This is a genomic window from Chitinophaga sp. XS-30 (genome assembly GCF_008086345.1).
Taxonomy (GTDB): domain Bacteria; phylum Bacteroidota; class Bacteroidia; order Chitinophagales; family Chitinophagaceae; genus Chitinophaga.
The window spans coordinates 4,368,754-4,387,092 of sequence record NZ_CP043006.1; the positions used below are offsets into that span (position 1 = coordinate 4,368,754).

Consider the following 18,339-nt stretch of genomic DNA (forward strand, 5'->3'; position numbering starts at 1 on the left):
GGCGCTGTTTATTTTTATAAAATAATTGAAATACTACGATCGCTGCGGAGCCAGCTTGCTCTTCCAATACCCATACAGGAAATACACGATCAACCCTCCGCCCATCCAGCAGAAAAATACCAGCCAGCTTTTCACGGGGATCTCTATCATCAGGTACAGGCAACACAACATCCCCAGTACGGGTATCAGCGAATAACGTTTGATAAAGGTCATCACCGCAATGAAAGCGCCGAGCACCAGAAAAATATTGAACAGGATATGCTCATGATCGAATTTTCGGAAATCAACTTTCTCCCGGAAGAAATAACAGAATACGATAAACAGTACCGGAATGATGAAGCGCCCGTTGATATAAGGCAGATTGAACCGCTTCGTGCTTTTGTCCACCGGCGGCAGCAATAACACGCCGCCGCATACCAGCACAAATGCAAAGAGGGTACCGATGCTGGTCAGATCGGTCACAATACCGCTTTCCACGAACAGCGAAGGGATCGCTACAATGAAACCGGTAACAATGGTGGAGAAACCCGGGGTCTGGTATTTAGGGTGCACTTTGGCGAAACGCTTCGGCAGCAGGCCATCCCGGCTCATACTCATCCAGATGCGGGGCTGCCCGATCTGGAACACCAGGATCACACTGGTAGCGGCCACAACGGCGCTGATGGAGATCACGTAACCGATCTCTTCCATATTCAGCATCTCGAATACATAAGCCAGCGGATCGGATACATGGTTGAATTCCGAGTAATGCACCATACCGGTGATCACGAGGGTGATCACCACATATATGATCGTACAGATGATGAGGGAATAGATCATGGCGCGCGGCATATCCCGTTGCGGGTTAGCGCTTTCCTCTGCGGTGGTGGAAATGGCGTCAAAGCCGATGTAAGCGAAGAACACCGCCGATACGCCTTTCAGCACCCCTTCGAATTTATTGGGCATAAAGGGCGTCCAGTTATCCGTATTGATATAGAACACACCGATGGCGATCACCACCAGCAGCACAATGATCTTTAATCCCACCATGGCATTGGCGCTGCGTTTGCTTTCGCGGATGCCGATATAGGCTACAATGGTGACGAGCACCACGATCAGGAATGCCGGGATGTTCATGATCACGCGCCAGTTGCCGAGCAGAGGGGCGGTTGACCAGGCGGTAACGTCCGCTCCCGCGCTGAACTGCGCTTTCGCCGTCTGGTAGTCCGTTGTCAGCCATGCCGGCAGATGAATGTTCATGCCTTCCAGCACATTATTGAAATAACTGCTCCAGGAAATGGCCACTACGATATTGCCGATGGAATATTCGAGGATAAGCGCCCATCCGATGATCCATGCGGCCAGTTCGCCAAAGGTCACATACGAATAGGTATAAGCGCTGCCGGCAACGGGCACACGGGAAGCAAATTCAGCATAACACAGGGCGGTGAACCCGCAGGTAACCGCGGTGAGCAAAAAGAGAAAGATCACGCCGGGACCGCCGTTATAGGCTGCCTGCCCGATGGTGGAGAAGATGCCGGCGCCGATCACGGCGGCTACGCCCATCAATGTAAGATCACGTACATTCAGGACCTTTTTTAATCCGGAGCTGCCATGTGCATCAGCATCACGGGTTTTGGCCTCCTGCAGGATGTTGGTCAGGGATTTTTTCCTGAAAAGCGAGTTAGACATTCGTTGATTTTAGGTCAATAAGTACGCTAATTTACAAGATATCGGGGAATGGGGCGAAGACTTACCGTTTAAACCGGAATTTCCTGATGCGCGCCGCTCTTGTTTCCCGCAAAGTGGTATCAGGTTCCGCCCCCGGCCGGTCCGCTTTCGGCACGGCAATACGTTGCGCGCTGTAGATGCCGGAATGCCCGCTGAAATAATACGCGGTAAAACAGGCGATCGCATAATAGAGGAGATTGTCTGCGCCGAACAATTCCACACCCATGATAGTACAGGCGATAGGGGTATTGGTAGCGCCGGCAAATACGGCAATAAAGCCCAGGCCTGCCATCAGGTCCACCGGGGCGCCACCCAGCACTGCCAGGGTATTGCCGAGCGCAGCGCCAATGAAGAAAAGCGGGGTGACCTCTCCGCCTTTGAATCCCATGCCTAGTGTAACGGCCGTGAACAGAAGTTTCCAGAACCAGCTGAATGTTCCGGCTCCGCCTTCCCGGAAGGAGGAAAGGATAGACACTGCAGCGGGATCAGGATTGGAGACGCCCAGGCTGAGGTAATCCTGCGTGCCGGTAAGCCAGGTCAGTGCGATGACGATGAGGCCCCCGGTAGCCGGGACCATCCATTTCACCTTTATCCACTTATTGCTGTAATCCTTGATGGTATGGGAAAGCTCGGCAAACATATAGCTGGCCAGTCCGAAGCATACACCGGCGATAACCACTTTCAGCAGCAGCAACAGATCGAAATGCAGAAAAGAGAACAACATCTCTCCTTCCAGGAGTTTGCCGATCTGGTAGTGCGTATGGTGCGCCCCCCAGGCGGAACAGGTAATATCCGCCAGTACGCTGGCCATGAGGCAGGGCAACAATGCATTATGCCGGATGCGGCCAAGTGCTATCACCTCCAGGGCAAAAATGGCGCCCGTCACCGGTGTGCCGAAGACGGCACCGAAACCCGCGGCAATCCCGGTCATCAGCAGCAGCTTCACATCTTCCGGCGCCAGTTTCAGCTTCTTCGCAAAGAATTGCGCCATGCTGCCTCCTATCTGTACAGCCGTACCTTCCCGGCCTGCGGATCCGCCGAACAAATGGGTGATCACCGTCGTGAACAGCACCAAAGGGGCCATCCGTACCGGAATGCCTCCGCCTGGCTGATGGATCTCGTCCATGATGAGGTTGTTGCCCCCTTCGGAATTCTTGCCGGTGTACCGGTACAACAGGTAAATAAAGATACCGGCCAGCGGCAGAAAGTATAGCAGCCAGGGATGAACGAACCGCAGGTTGATGGCTTCATCCAGCAGCCAGAGAAAAAGCGCCACCAGTGAACCGGCGGTAATGGCTACGGGTAGCACCAGCAGGGTCCATTTCAGCAAGTGGGACGCAATAAAAAATTGTTCAAAGGAGTTCTTGAGCCTGTTCATACCTACAAATCGGGATAGATATTAATATACGTTATTAATACTTTGTAGGCGCCATCAGCTCTGTTCAGGAGCGGTTGTGACAGGAAGACACCATTTCCTGTAATTCATATGTCGCACAAAAATAGTCTTTTTTCCAGTTTTTCATAGCGCCGGGCAGAGCGATCCTTCATCCGCCCGGCGGTTTACGGTCAATGCTGCCTTGTGAGCAGATAATCCGCCAGTTCACGCAAGGGCTCCTTGCGTTTTGACAGTACGGCAATATCATCCAGGTGTTCGAAAGCGGCGTTGCAGAAACGTTCTTTTTCCTTCTCCGCCCAGGTATCTACTTTGCAATCGTGGAAGACCTGCAGCACTTCAGCGATCTTGTTTTCCGGGTTGCGTTCCATCAACTCGTGCAGATGTTTCTTCTGCGCGGGAGTGCACAGCTCCAGGGCTTTGAGCAGCAGGAAGGTCTTTTTGTTGATGAGGATATCGCCCCCCTGTTGTTTCCCGAATTTTTCAGGATCTCCGAACGCATCGAGATAGTCGTCCTGTATCTGGAAGGCAATGCCCACGTTCTTGCCGAATTCATAAAGATGCCCCTGGTTCCCTTCACTGCCGCCGCCGATGATAGCGCCCATTTGCAGGCTGCCGGCCAGCAGCACCGATGTTTTCAGCGCGATCATATTTACATAATCCGCATAATTCACCTGTTCCGGCGACATCTGTTCCAGGTCCATATCCAGTTGCTGGCCTTCGCAGACCTCCCGGGCCGCTTTATTGAAAACGGCCGTGATCTTATGCTGGAGACGCAGCTGTATCTTGTTGAGGTAGTCGTAGCAGTGGATCAGCATCACATCTCCGGCCAGGATGGCGGCGGAATCGCTGTATTTGGTGTGTACGGTAGGGTTGCCCCGGCGGAGAGGCGCCTTGTCCATAATATCATCATGAATAAGCGTGAAATTATGGAACAGTTCCACCGCATTGGCGGCATGGTAAGCATCCGGATGTATTTCGTCAAACAATTCATTTCCCAGCAATGTCAACACCGGTCTTATCCTTTTACCGCCGATCCCCAGGATGTACTGGGCGGGATCGTAGAGGTTCGCGGGAAAATCCGGGAATTGTCTTTTGCCAAACTGTTGTTCGAATTTCTCTGATAGCGCTTTAAATGAATGCATGACGGATATTTTGTTACTTCTTTTTCCTGGTTTTGGGTTTCCCCCTGTGCTCCGGTGCGGAGCCGCGGGATCTTGTGCCTGTGCGGGAGGCAGGTTTGGATGGCCTTGCCGCCGATGCGCGCCGGGGTACGGAACCATCTGCCGCGCCGCCGTCCACAAGGTCGTAATCCAGCTGGCGTTTGGCGAGGTTAGCGGCTACCACGCGGATCATCACCTTGTCGCCTATACGGTATTTTTTTCCTGTCTGCTGACCGATCAATGCGTATTCCGATTCCGAATGTATAAAATCTTCGGCAAGGTTGTGCAGGCTCACCAGCCCTTCACATTTGGCGTCCACGGTTTCCACCCAGAAGCCGAAATGCGCCACACCGCTGACCACGCCTTCAAATTCCTCACCGAGGAACTGCTGCATGTATTCCACCTGTTTGTATTTGTTGCCCGCACGTTCCGCTTCCATGGCCTTGCGCTCCATGTCCGAAGAATGCTTGCAGCGGTTTTCCAGCAGCTTGTCGATCTTCACTTCATCGGCCAGGCATTGGGCTAGTATGCGGTGCACCAGCACATCGGGATAACGCCGGATGGGTGAAGTGAAATGGCTGTAATGCATGAATCCCAGGCCGTAGTGACCGATATTCTCCGTGGTGTACACCGCTTTGGCCATCGTACGGATGCCCAGTGTTTCCAGTACATGCTGCTCGGGTTTGCCCTGCACCAGCTGCAACATGGTATTGAATGACCGCGCGATGGATTCCGGTGTGTTCACATCGAATTTATACCCGAACTTGTTGGCGAACACGGCGAACACATGCATCTTTTCCTCATCCGGTGTATTATGCACGCGGTAAGGGAATGGCACCGGCTGTTTGTTCACCCGCTGCTTCGATGCATATTCCGCTACCGTGCGGTTAGCCAGCAGCATAAACTCTTCGATCAACTGGTGCGCTTCCTTGCTTTCCTTGATGGTTACCCCAATGGGCTTCCCGCTGGCATCCAGCTGAAAGCGCACTTCCTGCGAGGAAAAATTGATGGCTCCTTCACTGAAACGTTTGCTGCGCATGGTCTGCGCCATTTTGTTGAGCAGCAACACTTCCTGGTCATACGGTCCCTCTCCCGCTTCTATCACTTCCTGCACTTCTTCGTAGGTAAAACGATGTGCGGAATGGATAACGGTCCGGCCCAGCCAGAATTGCTTCACTTCCGCCTGTTCATTCATCTGGAAAACGGCGGAGAAGGTGAGCTTGTCCTCATGCGGCCTTAGCGAGCAAAGCTCGTTGGAGATCTTCTCCGGCAGCATGGGCAGCACGCGGTCCGGCAAATACACGGATGTGGCGCGTTTCTCCGCTTCCTTGTCCAGCGCCGTAGCCGGCAATACGTAGTGGCTTACATCGGCGATGTGCACCCCTACTTCATATAAACCGTTCTTCAGTTTACGGATGGAGAGCGCATCATCGAAGTCCTTGGCGTCAACGGGGTCTATCGTAAAGGTGAGTATCTTGCGGAAGTCTTTCCGTTTTTTGATCTCCGCAGCGGTGATCTTCTCTTTGATGGCGGCCAGTTCCGTCATCACATCTTCGGGGAAATGGAGCGGGAAGCCGCTTTCGATGAGGATCTCCTTCATCGCCAGGTCATTCGTATCCGTAGCGTCCAGTATTTCCACGATCTCGCCGACGGGCTTGCGGGACTTTTCCCCCCATGCCACGATCTTCACTACGGCCTTGTCGCCATCTTTCGCCTCTTTCAATGAATTTTCCGGGATGTAGATATCAGGCACGAAGGCGCCTTTCTCCGGCACGAGGAAAGCGAAGTTCTTGTTCAGTTGTATGGTGCCGGTAAATTCGGTTTTTCTTCTCTTCAGCACATCGGCTACAAATCCCTCCATACGCGCGGTCCGGCGGGCGGGCGGGATCACATTCACCAGCACCTCGTCGCCATCCAGGGCGGTATTGAGGTTTTTCTGCTTGACGATGATATCGCTGGCCAGACCTTCCACGGCTACATATGCCATACCCGAACGGGTGATGTCCACGATGCCTTTGTAGGTCTTTTTCTGGCTGCTGTCTTTTTTGGGTTTCTTCTTTTTTGTCATGGTTTGTTTTTTGGGTGGCGGCGCACATTTGTTCAGCTTATTCATTCTCAGCCGCTAACATGGCATCTGCAACGTAATCAAAAATATAACTATTAAATGAATCTGCTCCATCAAAGAGGAACCGCACTTCTACCGGCATAACGGCAATGGGCAGCTGCATGGCTGCAATGCTGTCTTTCAGCAGATGGAGGCGAACGGCGTCCTTTTCGGTGGTAATGATATGTTTTGCCCCGCCGTCCATATGGTCCAGCTCCATTTTGATCTTGTCCAGGTCTTGCTGTGTATAATAGTAATGGTCCGGGAAGGAAAGCAGGTGAACATTTGCGTAGTGTTGCAGCAAATGATGTACCAAAGGTTCCGGCCGGGCGATCCCGCATACGACCAGGATGCTTGCGCCCGGGGGCGGCGGGGCCATATCCGGTTGCAGCATGCCGTAAGGCTGACCGTACTGCAGGCAGGTAAAGAACAGGCGCTGGTGGGGATAGGGCGCTATCTCCCGGTAAATGGCCTCCTGCTCCTGTGTGGATAGCTCCGGCGGGCATTTGGATACAATGATGCCGTCCGCCCGGTAATATCCATTCCTGCCTTCCCGCAAACGCCCGAAAGGCACCACATGGTCCCGTGTAAAAAGGCGGCTGTAGTCCGTCACCATCAGGTTGAGGCCGGGTTTGATGGAACGGTGCTGAAATGCATCATCCAGGAGAATGACCTGTGTTTCCGGGCGGTCGCCCAGCAACTGGGGCACGGCCAGCATCCTTTCTTCGCCAACACATACCGTGATGTCCGGGAACTTCTGGTGGAACTGCATAGGCTCATCCCCGATGTCTGCCGAAGTGCTGTCCGCCTTCGCCAGCAGGAAACCCCGGGTACGCCGGTTATACCCGCGGCTTAGCGTAGCCACGCGGTATGCCGCTTTCAGCAGGCGTATCAGGTATTCCACATGAGGGGTTTTGCCGGTCCCGCCAACGGAAAGATTGCCTACGGCGATCACCGGCAGATCAAATTCCACGGCTGTGAGCATACCGTTATCGTATAAACGGTTGCGTATCCATAATACCAGTCCGTATAACAGGGAAAAAGGATATAAAAGATAATTCAGATAACGCCACACAGGCTTGATATTTTAAATGATGAATGTTGATGTTGACATGCTGCTGCAAGGCCTGCGGCCGCCTGTCCGCATTACCTGGCTGCCGGCATTTTGCTGTAATGAACTGCCGGCATATGACGGGAGCCCTCAGAAATACCAGGTCCGCTGTGGCGTAACCACCATATCCAGCGGCACATCTCCGGCATACACATCCTCAATGGCCGGCAGCGGCGGGAACAGGCATAACCCTATTTTCCTGACATTGGCCCGGCATTGCCGGAGGAAGGTGTCATACATGCCTTTGCCATATCCCACACGGTGGCCCTGTTCATCGAAGGCCAGCATCGGTACGAATACCAGGTCTATTTCCTCCGGTGCTACCAGTCTGCCGCTCTCCGGCTCCGGAATGCCGAGGGAGTTGTGCACCAGGCTGGTACCGGCTTCCCAAAGATAGTGCTGCATATTGCCCGTGGCCAGGTAGGAACGGGACAATACCAGTTGCATGCCCGGGTATCTTTCCCTCAGCCAGTCCGCCAGCGGCCATGTATCGATTTCTTTTTTTGCCATAATGGGCAGGAAGAGATGCGCTACATTTACATCCTCCAGCGGCAGTTGCCGGCATTGCTCCAGCAGGGCGGCATTCAGCTCAGCTGCCGTTTCTTCCGGAAGGGACTGCCGTTTGGCAAGATAGGCTTTTCGTATATCCTTTTTAGTGACCATCAGGCAGACAGGCATTGCAATAAAGCAGGCTGCAACAATTCCGCCTGCATGGTAACAAATTCGCGGGTCACCCTGCGCACGCGCGGAATGCGCGCGATGCGGGGATACTGGCTCCAGGACACGATATCATCTTCATTCGTATGATGGTCTCCGCTGAAGATCCAGCCAACCACCGGAACTGCGGCCTGCTTCAGGGCCATGGCCGTCAGCAGGCAATGGTTGATGCTGCCGAGATAGTTTTGCGCAACGATGATCACCCTGGCTTCCAGCGCCCTGATCAGATCGATCATGAACACCTTTTTGCCGAGCGGCACCATGAGGCCACCGGCACCTTCTATGACCAGCGGAACATCAGGCTGCTGCAGTTCTTTCGCCCGCTGTACGATCTTGTCTTCCTGCAAAGTGATCCCTTCCCTGGCAGCGGCCAGATGCGGGGATGCCGGCATGCGGAGCCGGTACAGTTCATCCCTGACATGACTGCCGTCACTGAGCAGCGAGCGCACGGTCTGCGTATCCGTTGCATCCTGCAGGCCTGCCTGTACGGGCTTCCAGTAATTAGCGCCCAATGCTTCCGTAACACAGGCTGAAGCGATCGTTTTCCCCACGCCTGTGCCGATACCGGTGATGAAGATGTTATTCATAGAAGCAAATATAAACCATCATTCAACCAATTACCTTAATTTCGTTACCCAAGCATCAAGATTATGAAGTATTGCGAAAATATACTGGAAACGATCGGGCACACGCCGCTCGTGAAACTGCACCGGGTAACGGCGGAACTGCCGTGCACCGTACTCGCCAAAGTGGAATTCTTCAACCCCGGCAATTCGATCAAAGACCGTATGGCCATCAAAATGGTGGAAGAAGCGGAAAAACAGGGACTGCTGAAACCCGGCGGCACCATCATCGAAGGCACATCAGGCAATACCGGTATGGGACTGGCGCTGGCCGCCGTGATCAAAGGATATAAATGCATCTTCACCACAACAGACAAACAGTCGAAAGAAAAAGTGGACATCCTGAAAGCTGTTGGCGCCGAAGTGATCGTATGCCCTACGAATGTGCTGCCGGAAGATCCGAAGTCGTACTACTCCGTATCCCGCAGGCTGAGCAAGGAGGTACCGAATTCATTTTACGTCAATCAATATGATAACCTCGCCAACCGCGATGCCCATTATGAGCAGACCGGCCCGGAAATATGGGAACAGACAGACGGAAAGGTCACCCATCTCGTTGTAGCTACCGGCACCGGCGGCACCATCACCGGCACCGGCAGATACCTGAAAGAAAAGAATCCCGCCATCCAGGTATGGGCAATAGACAGCTATGGCTCCCTGCTGAAAAAATTTCATGAAACAGGTGAGCTGGATATGAATGAAGTATATCCTTATATCACGGAAGGCATCGGGGAAGATTTCGTACCGCAGAATTACGACATGAGCGTGATAGATCACTTTGAAAAAGTGACCGATAAGGATGGGGCCGTTATGGCCAGGCGCATCGCCAAGGAAGAAGGCATCTTCGTGGGATACTCTGCCGGTTCGGCCATAGCGGGACTGCAGCAGCTGAAGAGCCGGCTCAAACCGGAGGACGTGGTGGTAGTGGTCTTCCACGATCACGGCAGCCGTTATGTGGGAAAAGTATATAATGATCAGTGGATGATGGAACGCGGGTTCCTGGATGTGAAAACGGTGAAAGACATTGTGAACAGCCGCCGTAACCTTCCGCTGGTCACCATTGCACCGGAAGAGACCGTCAGCGGCGCCATCGCCAAAATGAAGAAATTCGATATAGAGCACCTGCCCGTAACCGCCAATGGTGAATACATCGGCGCTATTTCCGAAGGCGGCCTGTTCAGCAAACTGATCGATCAGCCGGAGCTGAAAGAAGCGCCCGTTAAAGCGGTGATGCATAAAACCTTTCCCCTCGTGTCCATGGATACGCCCATCGAGAAGCTCACCATGTACATCAACAAGGAAAACGGTGCCGTGCTCACACAGGATGAAAGCGGCAATGCGCATATCGTCACGAAATACGACATCATCCAGGCATTGGGAAGCTGACCATGTTATTTACAGATCAATTAGGCAGAAGCGTGGAGATCCCCTCTCCTCCCCGGCGCATTGTATCCGTAGTGCCGTCGCAGACCGAGCTGCTGTATGACCTGGGCGTCAGCGTAACGGGCATCACCAAATTCTGTGTGCATCCTGAAAGCTGGTTCCGGAGCATTACCCGCATCGGTGGTACGAAGCAGCTCAATATCGAAAAGATCATTTCCCTGCAGCCGGATCTCATCATTGCCAACAAGGAGGAAAATGAAAAAGCGCAGATAGAAGCCCTCGCCGCAAAATTCCCCGTCTGGATCAGCGATATCCAGAACCTGGGAGATGCCTGCAATATGATCCTTTCGCTGGGAAACATCCTGCAAAAAACATCCGAAGCCCTGTCCATAACATCCCGCATCAAAGAAGGGTTCGCGCGGCTGCAGCCCCCATCTCTGGCTATCCCTGCGGCGTACTTCATCTGGCGGAACCCATGGATGATAGCGGGCGGGGATACCTTTATTCATGAAATGATGCATGCCTGCGGTTTCCGCAATGTATTTGAAGACATGCCCCGCTACCCTGTTATTTCCCTCGCACAACTGGCAGCCAGCGGATGCCGGCTGGTACTGCTGTCCAGCGAGCCTTACCCCTTCTGTGAAAAACACATCGCAGAAGTGCGGGAGTATCTGCCGGATGCGGACATCAGGCTGGTGGATGGCGAGATGTTCTCCTGGTATGGCAGCAGATTGCTGCATGCGCCGGAATATTTCCGGGAACTGATGGTATCGTTACAACACTGATTCCCCCGGACCCGCCGCCGCCCGCTTCCACCAGGCTGTTATCCCCTTCCGCGCGGTTTCCTGCCGCTACGCCGCAGGAACGAGGCAACCCCGAAAGATACCGCTCCGTAATACTTGCAAACAAACCACTCAATTTATGGAAAGAAGAGATTTTTTGTCCAACATGGGCATAACGCTTGTTATTGCCTGTGCGGGCGGGATAGCGGCTTGCAGCAAAGGCGGGGACACCCCGGAACCTGCACCGAATCCAAACCCGAATCCCAACCCGAATCCCGGTGGGGCCCGGCTTACCGTCAACCTGAATTCGCAGATCCCGAATATCGGCGACTACATTATCAGCAGCGGCGTGGTATTGATCAGGCTTGCCGCAGGCAATGTACCGGCATCCTTTTCGGCGCTCACCAGTACTTGTACCCATGAAGGCTGCACCCTGTCCAACTACGCCTCCGCAACACAAAAGATAGAATGCGGCAGTTCCTGCGGGCATGGCAGCCGTTTCAATACGGATGGCACCGTGAGCAACGGCCCTGCCACCGGTGCATTGACAAAATATACGGTGGAGATCAGCGGCACTACCCTGACGGTGAAATAAATCCCTCATTAAACAACAACAAATAAAACCAGTGCTTTTTTAGCCATAGCAACCGTTTGCAGGCCATATTCCTGTAAATTTTTCAAAAAAGATGCATCTACGCCGCAAAATCTTGCAAAATTGCAAAATTTGAATTCCCTATATTTGCTTTCCTTAAATCAAAACAGAAACATATCATTTATGGGAAAGTACAAAGCCGGCGTATTATTCGGTGAAGAGCTGGAAGCGCTCTACAATGATGCCAAAGAAAATGAATTTGCTATGCCTGCGGTAAACGTGGTAGGCACTGACTCCGCGAATGCAGTGCTCGAAACAGCCGCCAAGGTTAATTCTCCGGTGATCATCCAGTTTTCTAATGGCGGCGCCCAATTCTTCGCTGGTAAAGGAATGCCCAATGATAAACTGCAGGCGAACATCTCCGGCGGTATCTCCGGCGCGAAGCACATACACGAAGTTGCAAAATATTATGGTGTGCCGGTGATCCTGCATACGGACCATGCCGCCAAAAAATGGCTGCCCTGGATCGACGGTCTGCTGGATGCCGGTGAAACCTTCATGAAAGAAAAAGGCCAGCCCCTGTACAGCTCTCATATGCTGGACCTTTCAGAAGAGCCCATCCATGAGAACATCGCAACTTCCAAAGCTTACTTTGAAAGAATGAACAAGCTCGGTATGAGCATCGAGATAGAACTGGGTGTTACCGGCGGTGAAGAAGACGGTGTGGATAATTCCGGTGTAGAGAACTCCCTGCTGTACACACAGCCGGAAGATGTAGCCTATGCTTACGAACAACTCTCTCAGGTAAGCTCCCGCTTCACCGTGGCCGCAGCTTTCGGTAATGTGCATGGCGTGTACAGCCCGGGTAATGTTGAACTGCGCCCCGAGATACTGAAAAACAGCCAGGAATTCATCGAGCAAAAATTCGGCACCGCCAAAAAACCGGTGTATTATGTATTCCACGGCGGCTCCGGCTCTCCGAAGAACCAGATCAACGAGACCCTCGGTTACGGCGTTATCAAAATGAACATCGATACCGATATGCAATGGGCATTCTGGGAAGGCGTGCTGAAATACTATAAAAAGAACGAAGCATACCTCCAGGCTCAGCTCGGCAATCCTGAAGGAGAGAACAAGCCTAACAAAAAATACTATGATCCGCGCGTATGGCTGCGCAAAGGCGAAGAAACCTTCGTAGAGCGCCTGACGGAAGCATTCAACGACCTGAACTGCATCAACCGCAACGCATAAGCGATTCACATTTTTCTACAGAACGAGAGGATGTATCTGCATGGTGCATCCTCTCTTTTATTGCAGGTATATAACATCGGAACAAACATATCCATGGAGCTGTATGCATGGTGCATCCTCTCTTCTATTGCAGACATATAGCATCCGTCCAGCTGCTTCAACAAGTCCGCACCGCCGCCGGTCAAGTCCATTCAGCCTTGTCATTCCCCGTACCATTGTCCTTCTTTTTCCCTTTGTAAGCAGTCGGGGAAACCCCCAGTTTGCTTTTGAACACCGTGGAGAAATAAGCCGGTGAGGAAAACCCCGTCTTGTACGCCACTTCCGCTACAGAAATATCTTCGTGCTGCAGGCAGTACCGCGCCTTCTGTAAACGGGTGTTCAGGATGTATTCGTTGATATTGGTACCCATCAGCGCCTTCACCTTCCGGTACAGCTGCACTTTGGAGATGTTCATCTGACGGTAGATATCTTCAATGGAAAAATCTTCATTGCCGATGTTGTTCTCAACAATGGAGGTGAACTCCGAAACGAAGCGCAGCTCTGTTTTCCGGGACACCGCGCTGCGCAGGCCCGCCGGAACATCCGCCGTAAAATGCTCCTTCAGATGGCTACGGTTGGCCATGAGGCTGTTCAGCGTATGTTGCAATATTTTGAAATCAAAAGGTTTGACGATATAAGCATCCGCTTTGTTCTGCAGCCCCTCCACCTGCTGGTCCGGCGTGACCCGCGCGGTCAGCAGCACCACGGGTATGTGCGCCGTTCTGACATCCGCCTTGATCTCTTTCAGCAGCGCATGCCCGTCCTTTACCGGCATCATCACATCACAGATGATGCCGTCAGGCAGATACTCGAAGGCCATTTGCAGACCCTGTTGACCGTTCTCCGCTTCCAGCACTTCATAGTCGTGAGACAGCCGCAGGCGGATAAAGCTCCGCAGCTCCGGGTTGTCTTCCACCAGCAGGATCACGAACCGCCTGTTACCGGCAACCGGCTCCAACTGTTCATCCGGCACGGGCAGCAGGTCCGCGGTATAAAATTGCGGCTCCTCTCTCGCGGAAGACCCGCTCAGTTCCTCCGGCCGGAAATGATCTTTCCCAAGTGGAATGGTGACCGTGAAGATGGTGCCCCTGTTCTTTCCGCTGCTGGCGGTAATGGAGCCGTGATGCAGCTGCACCAGCTCCTTGCAGAGCGCCAGGCCCAGTCCGGAGCCCTTATGATTGTTCACATCCCCCTGGTAAAAAGTATCAAAAGCATGCTGCATCACCTCGGCGGACATGCCGATGCCGGTATCCTGCACCTGTATCACCGCCTCCCCGCCGCGTTTCTCCAGCTTGATGAGCACCGCACCCTGGTCCGGCGTGAATTTGAAGGCATTGGACATCAGATTGAACAATACCTTGTCCATCATCCCGCTGTCCATCCACACCGGCAGGCTTCTTTCCGATGTCACCAAGCGGCAGTCCATCCCCCTCTTGCGGGCGGTCTGCTGGAAGATCTCCACGATCTCGTGGCAGAACAATACCAGGTCGTTTTCCGATGCCCGCACCTGCATTTTGGAAAACTCCAGCTTGCGGAAATCCATGAGCTGGTTCACCAGGTGCAGCAGCCGGTTGGCATTCCGCCGGACGAGCGACAATTGCTGCCGGTCCCCACCCTGCAACCGCGAATGCTGCAGCATTTCATCCAGTGGTCCGGTGATGAGCGTGAGCGGTGTTCTGATCTCGTGAGAAATATTGGTGAAGAAACTGATGCGGGCCTCGTTCGCTTCCGCCGCCGCCGCGCTCATTTCCATCAGCTGCCGGCTCTGGCGGCTGATCTCTTCATTCTGCAGGGCCAGCTTGCGGTTGATCTGTTTATTGAGATTGCGGGAATACCACAGCAGCCCGGCAAAGAACACCGCGGCGCAGAGCGTGATGCCCAGCACGTACAACATCGTGCGCTGGCTTTTATAGACCCGCAGCTGCTCCGCGATCATACCCTGCTGCAGCTCTATATCCTTTTGCTGGTTGAAAATCTTGTCGGATTGCAGTTGCATCATCCGCACATTGGTGGAATCTACTACGAGGGTCTGCAGAAAAGTTTCTTTAGGCAGCAATGCCTTGTTCATTATGCTGATGGCATTGCGGATGGCTTCTGTGCCGCCGGTGGGATACAACAGGGAGGCATTCAGCTGTTTGCCGGAAACCATTTCCAGACCAGCGCCCTTTCCCGGCAGTGCATCCACGCCAATGATCTTCATATCGTGCGCCCCCGCCCGGATGGCCGCATGCCGCGCACCCAGCGCCATCACATCGTTATGGGCAAACACCAGGTCCGCCTCCCGCAGGAGGTTGCCGGTATTGCCCAGCGCGGATTCCGACTTCTGCATCACCCAGTCCCCATGCACCTGCTCCAGCAACCGGATACCGGGATGGCGGCTGATACCGTCGCTGAACCCGCGTTTCCGTTCAATGGCCGGAGAAGAAGCCGGCAGACCGATCACCTCTATCACCTTCCCTTTGCCTTTGAGCAGCGCCGCCACATATTCCCCGGCGATCCGGCCGATCTCATAATTGTCCGCCCCGATATAATTGGTATAACTGGTGGATGCGATCTTCCTGTCCACCACAATAACGGGAATCCCCTGGTTGTACACTTCCTCCACCACGGGCGTAAGCGGACTGGCCTCATTCGGGGAAATGATCAGCAGGTCGATCCCCTCCGCCAGCAGCTCCTTCACCTGCCGGATCTGCAACTGGCTGTTATCGTCGGCCTGTTTATAGATCAGCTCAATATCCGGATGAAAGGATAATTCCCGCTGCATTTCCGCCAGCATGGACTTTCGCCAGTGATCCGCATCACCGCACTGCGAGAAACCTATCCTGAAATGCCGGATTTTGGCTGGCTGACCACAACCCGCGGCGAAAGCGGACAGGATCAATACCACAAGTACCGTCCGGCTCAAAAAGTGAGGAATACACCTGGACGCGCTCATGACTGTATCAGTTTTGTTATCCAATGTAGCGTTTTTCGCCAATCCCCGGATAAAATATGCTGCCACAATACCGCATAAATGACACGGAATTGAAAAAACCGGAAACCATATCTAAAACAGTTTTTGAATGATGATTATCTACACTATCTATTTATTTGGAAAATAATATATTGAAACATTTCAAAAATGATACGATTTCAAAAGTGATTGAAACAGGTATTTAGCCCAAAAAATAGAAAGGCTTGTAAGTTGAGTGAAATTCCACACGATATATGAATAGCAAAGTTTTCTTCTGGAGCATTACGGTAGCCCTTGGCGGTTTTCTCTTTGGTTTTGATACAGCAGTTATTTCCGGTGCGGAGCAATCCATACAAAGATATTGGCAGCTGGACGGGTTCCAGCACGGGCTCACGGTGTCTATCGCCCTCATCGGCACGATCATCGGCTCCATGTTCGGCAGTATCCCTTCAGAGCGGTTGGGCCGGAAGAAGACCTTGATCGGTATTGCGGTATTATATCTCTTTTCTTCTTTTGGCACAGCGCTGGCGACCGATTGGTACGTGTTCCTTGTATTCCGTTTCCTTGGCGGCGTTGGCGTGGGGGCCTCATCCGTTACGGCGCCGGTGTATATATCAGAGATCTCCCCGGCGGCATCCCGGGGCAAGCTGGTGGCGCTTTTCCAGTTCAACATCGTTTTCGGCATCCTCGTGTCCTACCTCTCCAATTACCTGATCGGGCAGGAAGGCGAATCATCCTGGCGGTGGATGCTGGGCGTGCAGGCCGCTCCTTCCCTGCTCTTCCTGGTACTGCTGCGTTTTGTTCCGGAAAGCCCCCGCTGGCTGATGATCCGGAAAGGCGATTTTGCACAGGCGGAGCGGATATTCCGGGTGATCAATCCGTCGGGATTTGAAAAAGAAATGCAGATGATCCGGCAGGATATCAGCACCCATGGCGCCAGTGGCCAGGAAACCCTTTTTTCCCGGAAGAACCGTTTCCCGGTTTTTCTGGCCATCGTTTTTGCCGTTTTCAACCAGGTATCGGGGATCAATGCCATCATCTATTATGCACCGCGGATATTCGAGATGACGGGGCTCGGCAAGCAATCCGCCTTGCTCTCCAGCGTAGGCATCGGTTTCGTGAATTTCATCTTTACCCTGCTGGCGCTCAATTTCATCGATCGTTTCGGCAGGAGAACGCTGATGCTGATCGGCTCCCTGGGATTGATCGTAACACTGGGGCTGGTATCGCGTGCATTTTACCTCGATGATTTTTCCGGCCTGGCGGTTACCATTTTCCTGCTGGTGTACATCGCCTTCTTTGCTTTTTCGCAGGGTGCGGTGATATGGGTGTTCATTTCGGAGATATTCCCGAACCAGGTACGGGCCAAAGGTCAAACGCTCGGCAGCATGACGCACTGGATAATGGCCGCTGTGATCGCGTTCGCATTTCCCATGCTGACAGAAAACCTCGGCGGCGGGAATACTTTCCTGTTCTTCTGCATCATGATGGTATTGCAATTGATATTCGTCTGGAAGATCATGCCGGAAACAAAAGGCAAATCGCTGGAACAACTGGAAGGCACACTCGTTATGCATTAATATAAATACCGGACATTATGAAAATTCCACCGTCTATTCCACGCCACAGTATCGTTTGCTACGGTGAGGTCCTGTGGGACCTGCTTCCCTCCGGGCCTCAGCCGGGCGGGGCGCCTATGAATGTCGCCTATCATCTGCACAAACTGCACTGCCATCCGGCCATGATCAGTCGTGTCGGGAATGATGACCGCGGCCGGGAGCTGCTGGAATATCTCCGCGGCAAAGGCGTTTGCACGGACTACATCCAGATTGACGATACCGTGCCCACCGGCATCGTCAATGCGCAGCAGCAGGCTAACGGAGACATGACCTATGACATCGTTTTCCCCGCCGCATGGGACCATATCGTGGCGGATGATATCAACATCAGGCTGGTGGAGCAGGCGGAATACTTTGTATTCGGCAGCCTGGCCTGCCGTCATCCCGCATCCCGGAACACCCTGTTCTCCCTGTTGAAAAAGGCGCGGACCAAAGTGCTGGACATCAATCTGCGCGCACCTTTTTATGATCAGGAACTTATCAGCCAGCTGCTTGCGGAAGCAGATATTCTCAAACTGAACAGCGATGAGCTGGAACTGGTGAGCAACTGGTACGCCGCCCCCGCAGACACCACCGCCCGTCTCGCCTTCCTGCGGGAAAAATTCCGCATTCCCGTCATCATCCTCACCATGGGCGCGAACGGCGCCATCCTGGATATGGGCGGCAAAACCTATACCCATCCGGGTTACAGAACGACGGTGGTGGATACCGTAGGCAGCGGTGATGCCTTCCTGGCCGCCACCCTTTCCATGATGCCCGGCAATGCCCGGCCCGAAGAAATACTGGATTTTGCCAACCGGCTCGCCGCCACTATTACCACGTACAAAGGCGCCTGCCCCGATTATGATACAACAGCAGCAGATGCACTGAAAGCATAATTAATACTTATAAAACCACGT

At 53.2% G+C, this 18,339-nt stretch carries 14 protein-coding genes and 1 riboswitch; of the genes, 6 read left to right on the plus strand and 8 right to left on the minus strand.

From position 1 onward, the window contains the following. Positions 1-33: 33 nt before the first annotated feature. The 7 genes from FW415_RS17745 to bioD all read right to left on the minus strand — a co-directional run bounded on the left by FW415_RS17745 (position 34) and on the right by bioD (position 8,785). Positions 34-1,671, minus strand: coding sequence for an amino acid permease (locus tag FW415_RS17745; RefSeq protein WP_148387752.1), 1,638 nt, complete (start codon positions 1,669-1,671; stop codon positions 34-36). Between the two features lie 61 nt (positions 1,672-1,732). After that, positions 1,733-3,088, minus strand: a complete 1,356-nt coding sequence (locus tag FW415_RS17750) for a voltage-gated chloride channel family protein (RefSeq protein WP_148387754.1) — start codon at positions 3,086-3,088, stop codon at positions 1,733-1,735. Positions 3,089-3,126: 38 nt separating this feature from the next. Continuing rightward, positions 3,127-3,195: riboswitch (Fluoride riboswitch) on the minus strand. Positions 3,196-3,276: 81 nt separating this feature from the next. Beyond that, positions 3,277-4,248, minus strand: a complete 972-nt coding sequence (locus FW415_RS17755; RefSeq protein ID WP_148387756.1) for a polyprenyl synthetase family protein — start codon at positions 4,246-4,248, stop codon at positions 3,277-3,279. 13 nt (positions 4,249-4,261) lie between these two features. Next, positions 4,262-6,334, minus strand: coding sequence for a ribonuclease R (gene rnr, locus FW415_RS17760; protein ID WP_148387759.1), 2,073 nt, complete (start codon positions 6,332-6,334; stop codon positions 4,262-4,264). 37 nt (positions 6,335-6,371) lie between these two features. Further along, complete coding sequence (gene lpxK, locus FW415_RS17765; RefSeq protein WP_148387761.1) at positions 6,372-7,445, minus strand: tetraacyldisaccharide 4'-kinase; 1,074 nt, start codon at positions 7,443-7,445, stop codon at positions 6,372-6,374. A 126-nt stretch (positions 7,446-7,571) separates the two neighbouring features. Continuing rightward, the gene (locus FW415_RS17770; RefSeq protein WP_168208869.1) at positions 7,572-8,144 is read right to left on the minus strand and encodes a 5-formyltetrahydrofolate cyclo-ligase; all 573 of its coding nucleotides are present in this window, start codon (positions 8,142-8,144) and stop codon (positions 7,572-7,574) included. Further along, positions 8,144-8,785, minus strand: coding sequence for a dethiobiotin synthase (gene bioD, locus FW415_RS17775; protein WP_148387765.1), 642 nt, complete (start codon positions 8,783-8,785; stop codon positions 8,144-8,146). Before bioD ends, FW415_RS17770 begins: the two co-directional genes overlap by 1 nt. 63 nt (positions 8,786-8,848) lie before the next feature. On the opposite strand from bioD, the gene FW415_RS17780 reads away from it, so the two are divergent. From FW415_RS17780 to fbaA, 4 genes are all read left to right on the plus strand, one after another. Further along, entirely contained in the window at positions 8,849-10,207 is a 1,359-nt protein-coding gene (locus tag FW415_RS17780) for a pyridoxal-phosphate dependent enzyme (protein ID WP_148387767.1), read from the plus strand. A gap of 2 nt (positions 10,208-10,209) precedes the next feature. Further along, positions 10,210-10,989, plus strand: a complete 780-nt coding sequence (locus FW415_RS17785; RefSeq protein WP_148387770.1) for a helical backbone metal receptor — start codon at positions 10,210-10,212, stop codon at positions 10,987-10,989. Positions 10,990-11,125: 136 nt separating this feature from the next. Beyond that, a complete protein-coding gene (locus tag FW415_RS17790) occupies positions 11,126-11,581 on the plus strand; it encodes a ubiquinol-cytochrome c reductase iron-sulfur subunit (RefSeq protein WP_148387772.1) in 456 nt (151 codons plus the stop codon). Positions 11,582-11,761: 180 nt separating this feature from the next. After that, positions 11,762-12,829: a class II fructose-bisphosphate aldolase gene (gene fbaA / locus FW415_RS17795; RefSeq protein ID WP_148387774.1), complete on the plus strand. Its 1,068-nt coding sequence runs from the start codon at positions 11,762-11,764 to the stop codon at positions 12,827-12,829. Positions 12,830-13,010: 181 nt separating this feature from the next. On the opposite strand, the gene FW415_RS17800 is transcribed toward fbaA, so the two are convergent. Beyond that, the gene (locus FW415_RS17800; RefSeq protein WP_246858791.1) at positions 13,011-15,773 is read right to left on the minus strand and encodes a substrate-binding domain-containing protein; all 2,763 of its coding nucleotides are present in this window, start codon (positions 15,771-15,773) and stop codon (positions 13,011-13,013) included. Positions 15,774-16,075: 302 nt separating this feature from the next. Between FW415_RS17800 and FW415_RS17805 the strand changes: the two genes are divergently transcribed. Next, the gene (locus tag FW415_RS17805) at positions 16,076-17,401 is read left to right on the plus strand and encodes a sugar porter family MFS transporter (protein ID WP_148387779.1); all 1,326 of its coding nucleotides are present in this window, start codon (positions 16,076-16,078) and stop codon (positions 17,399-17,401) included. A gap of 17 nt (positions 17,402-17,418) precedes the next feature. After that, positions 17,419-18,318 (plus strand): carbohydrate kinase, encoded by a 900-nt coding sequence (locus FW415_RS17810; protein WP_246858792.1) that lies wholly within the window; start codon positions 17,419-17,421, stop codon positions 18,316-18,318. Positions 18,319-18,339: the final 21 nt, after the last annotated feature.

Coding starts and splice junctions, on each gene's coding strand:
- FW415_RS17745 (WP_148387752.1), bottom strand. CDS start 1,671: ATGTCTAACTCGCTTTTCAGGAAAAAATCCCTGACCAACATCCTGCAG.
- FW415_RS17750 (WP_148387754.1), bottom strand. CDS start 3,088: ATGAACAGGCTCAAGAACTCCTTTGAACAATTTTTTATTGCGTCCCAC.
- FW415_RS17755 (WP_148387756.1), bottom strand. CDS start 4,248: ATGCATTCATTTAAAGCGCTATCAGAGAAATTCGAACAACAGTTTGGC.
- rnr (WP_148387759.1), bottom strand. CDS start 6,334: ATGACAAAAAAGAAGAAACCCAAAAAAGACAGCAGCCAGAAAAAGACC.
- FW415_RS17770 (WP_168208869.1), bottom strand. CDS start 8,144: ATGGTCACTAAAAAGGATATACGAAAAGCCTATCTTGCCAAACGGCAG.
- bioD (WP_148387765.1), bottom strand. CDS start 8,785: ATGAATAACATCTTCATCACCGGTATCGGCACAGGCGTGGGGAAAACG.
- FW415_RS17780 (WP_148387767.1), top strand. CDS start 8,849: ATGAAGTATTGCGAAAATATACTGGAAACGATCGGGCACACGCCGCTC.
- FW415_RS17785 (WP_148387770.1), top strand. CDS start 10,210: ATGTTATTTACAGATCAATTAGGCAGAAGCGTGGAGATCCCCTCTCCT.
- FW415_RS17790 (WP_148387772.1), top strand. CDS start 11,126: ATGGAAAGAAGAGATTTTTTGTCCAACATGGGCATAACGCTTGTTATT.
- fbaA (WP_148387774.1), top strand. CDS start 11,762: ATGGGAAAGTACAAAGCCGGCGTATTATTCGGTGAAGAGCTGGAAGCG.
- FW415_RS17805 (WP_148387779.1), top strand. CDS start 16,076: ATGAATAGCAAAGTTTTCTTCTGGAGCATTACGGTAGCCCTTGGCGGT.
- FW415_RS17810 (WP_246858792.1), top strand. CDS start 17,419: ATGAAAATTCCACCGTCTATTCCACGCCACAGTATCGTTTGCTACGGT.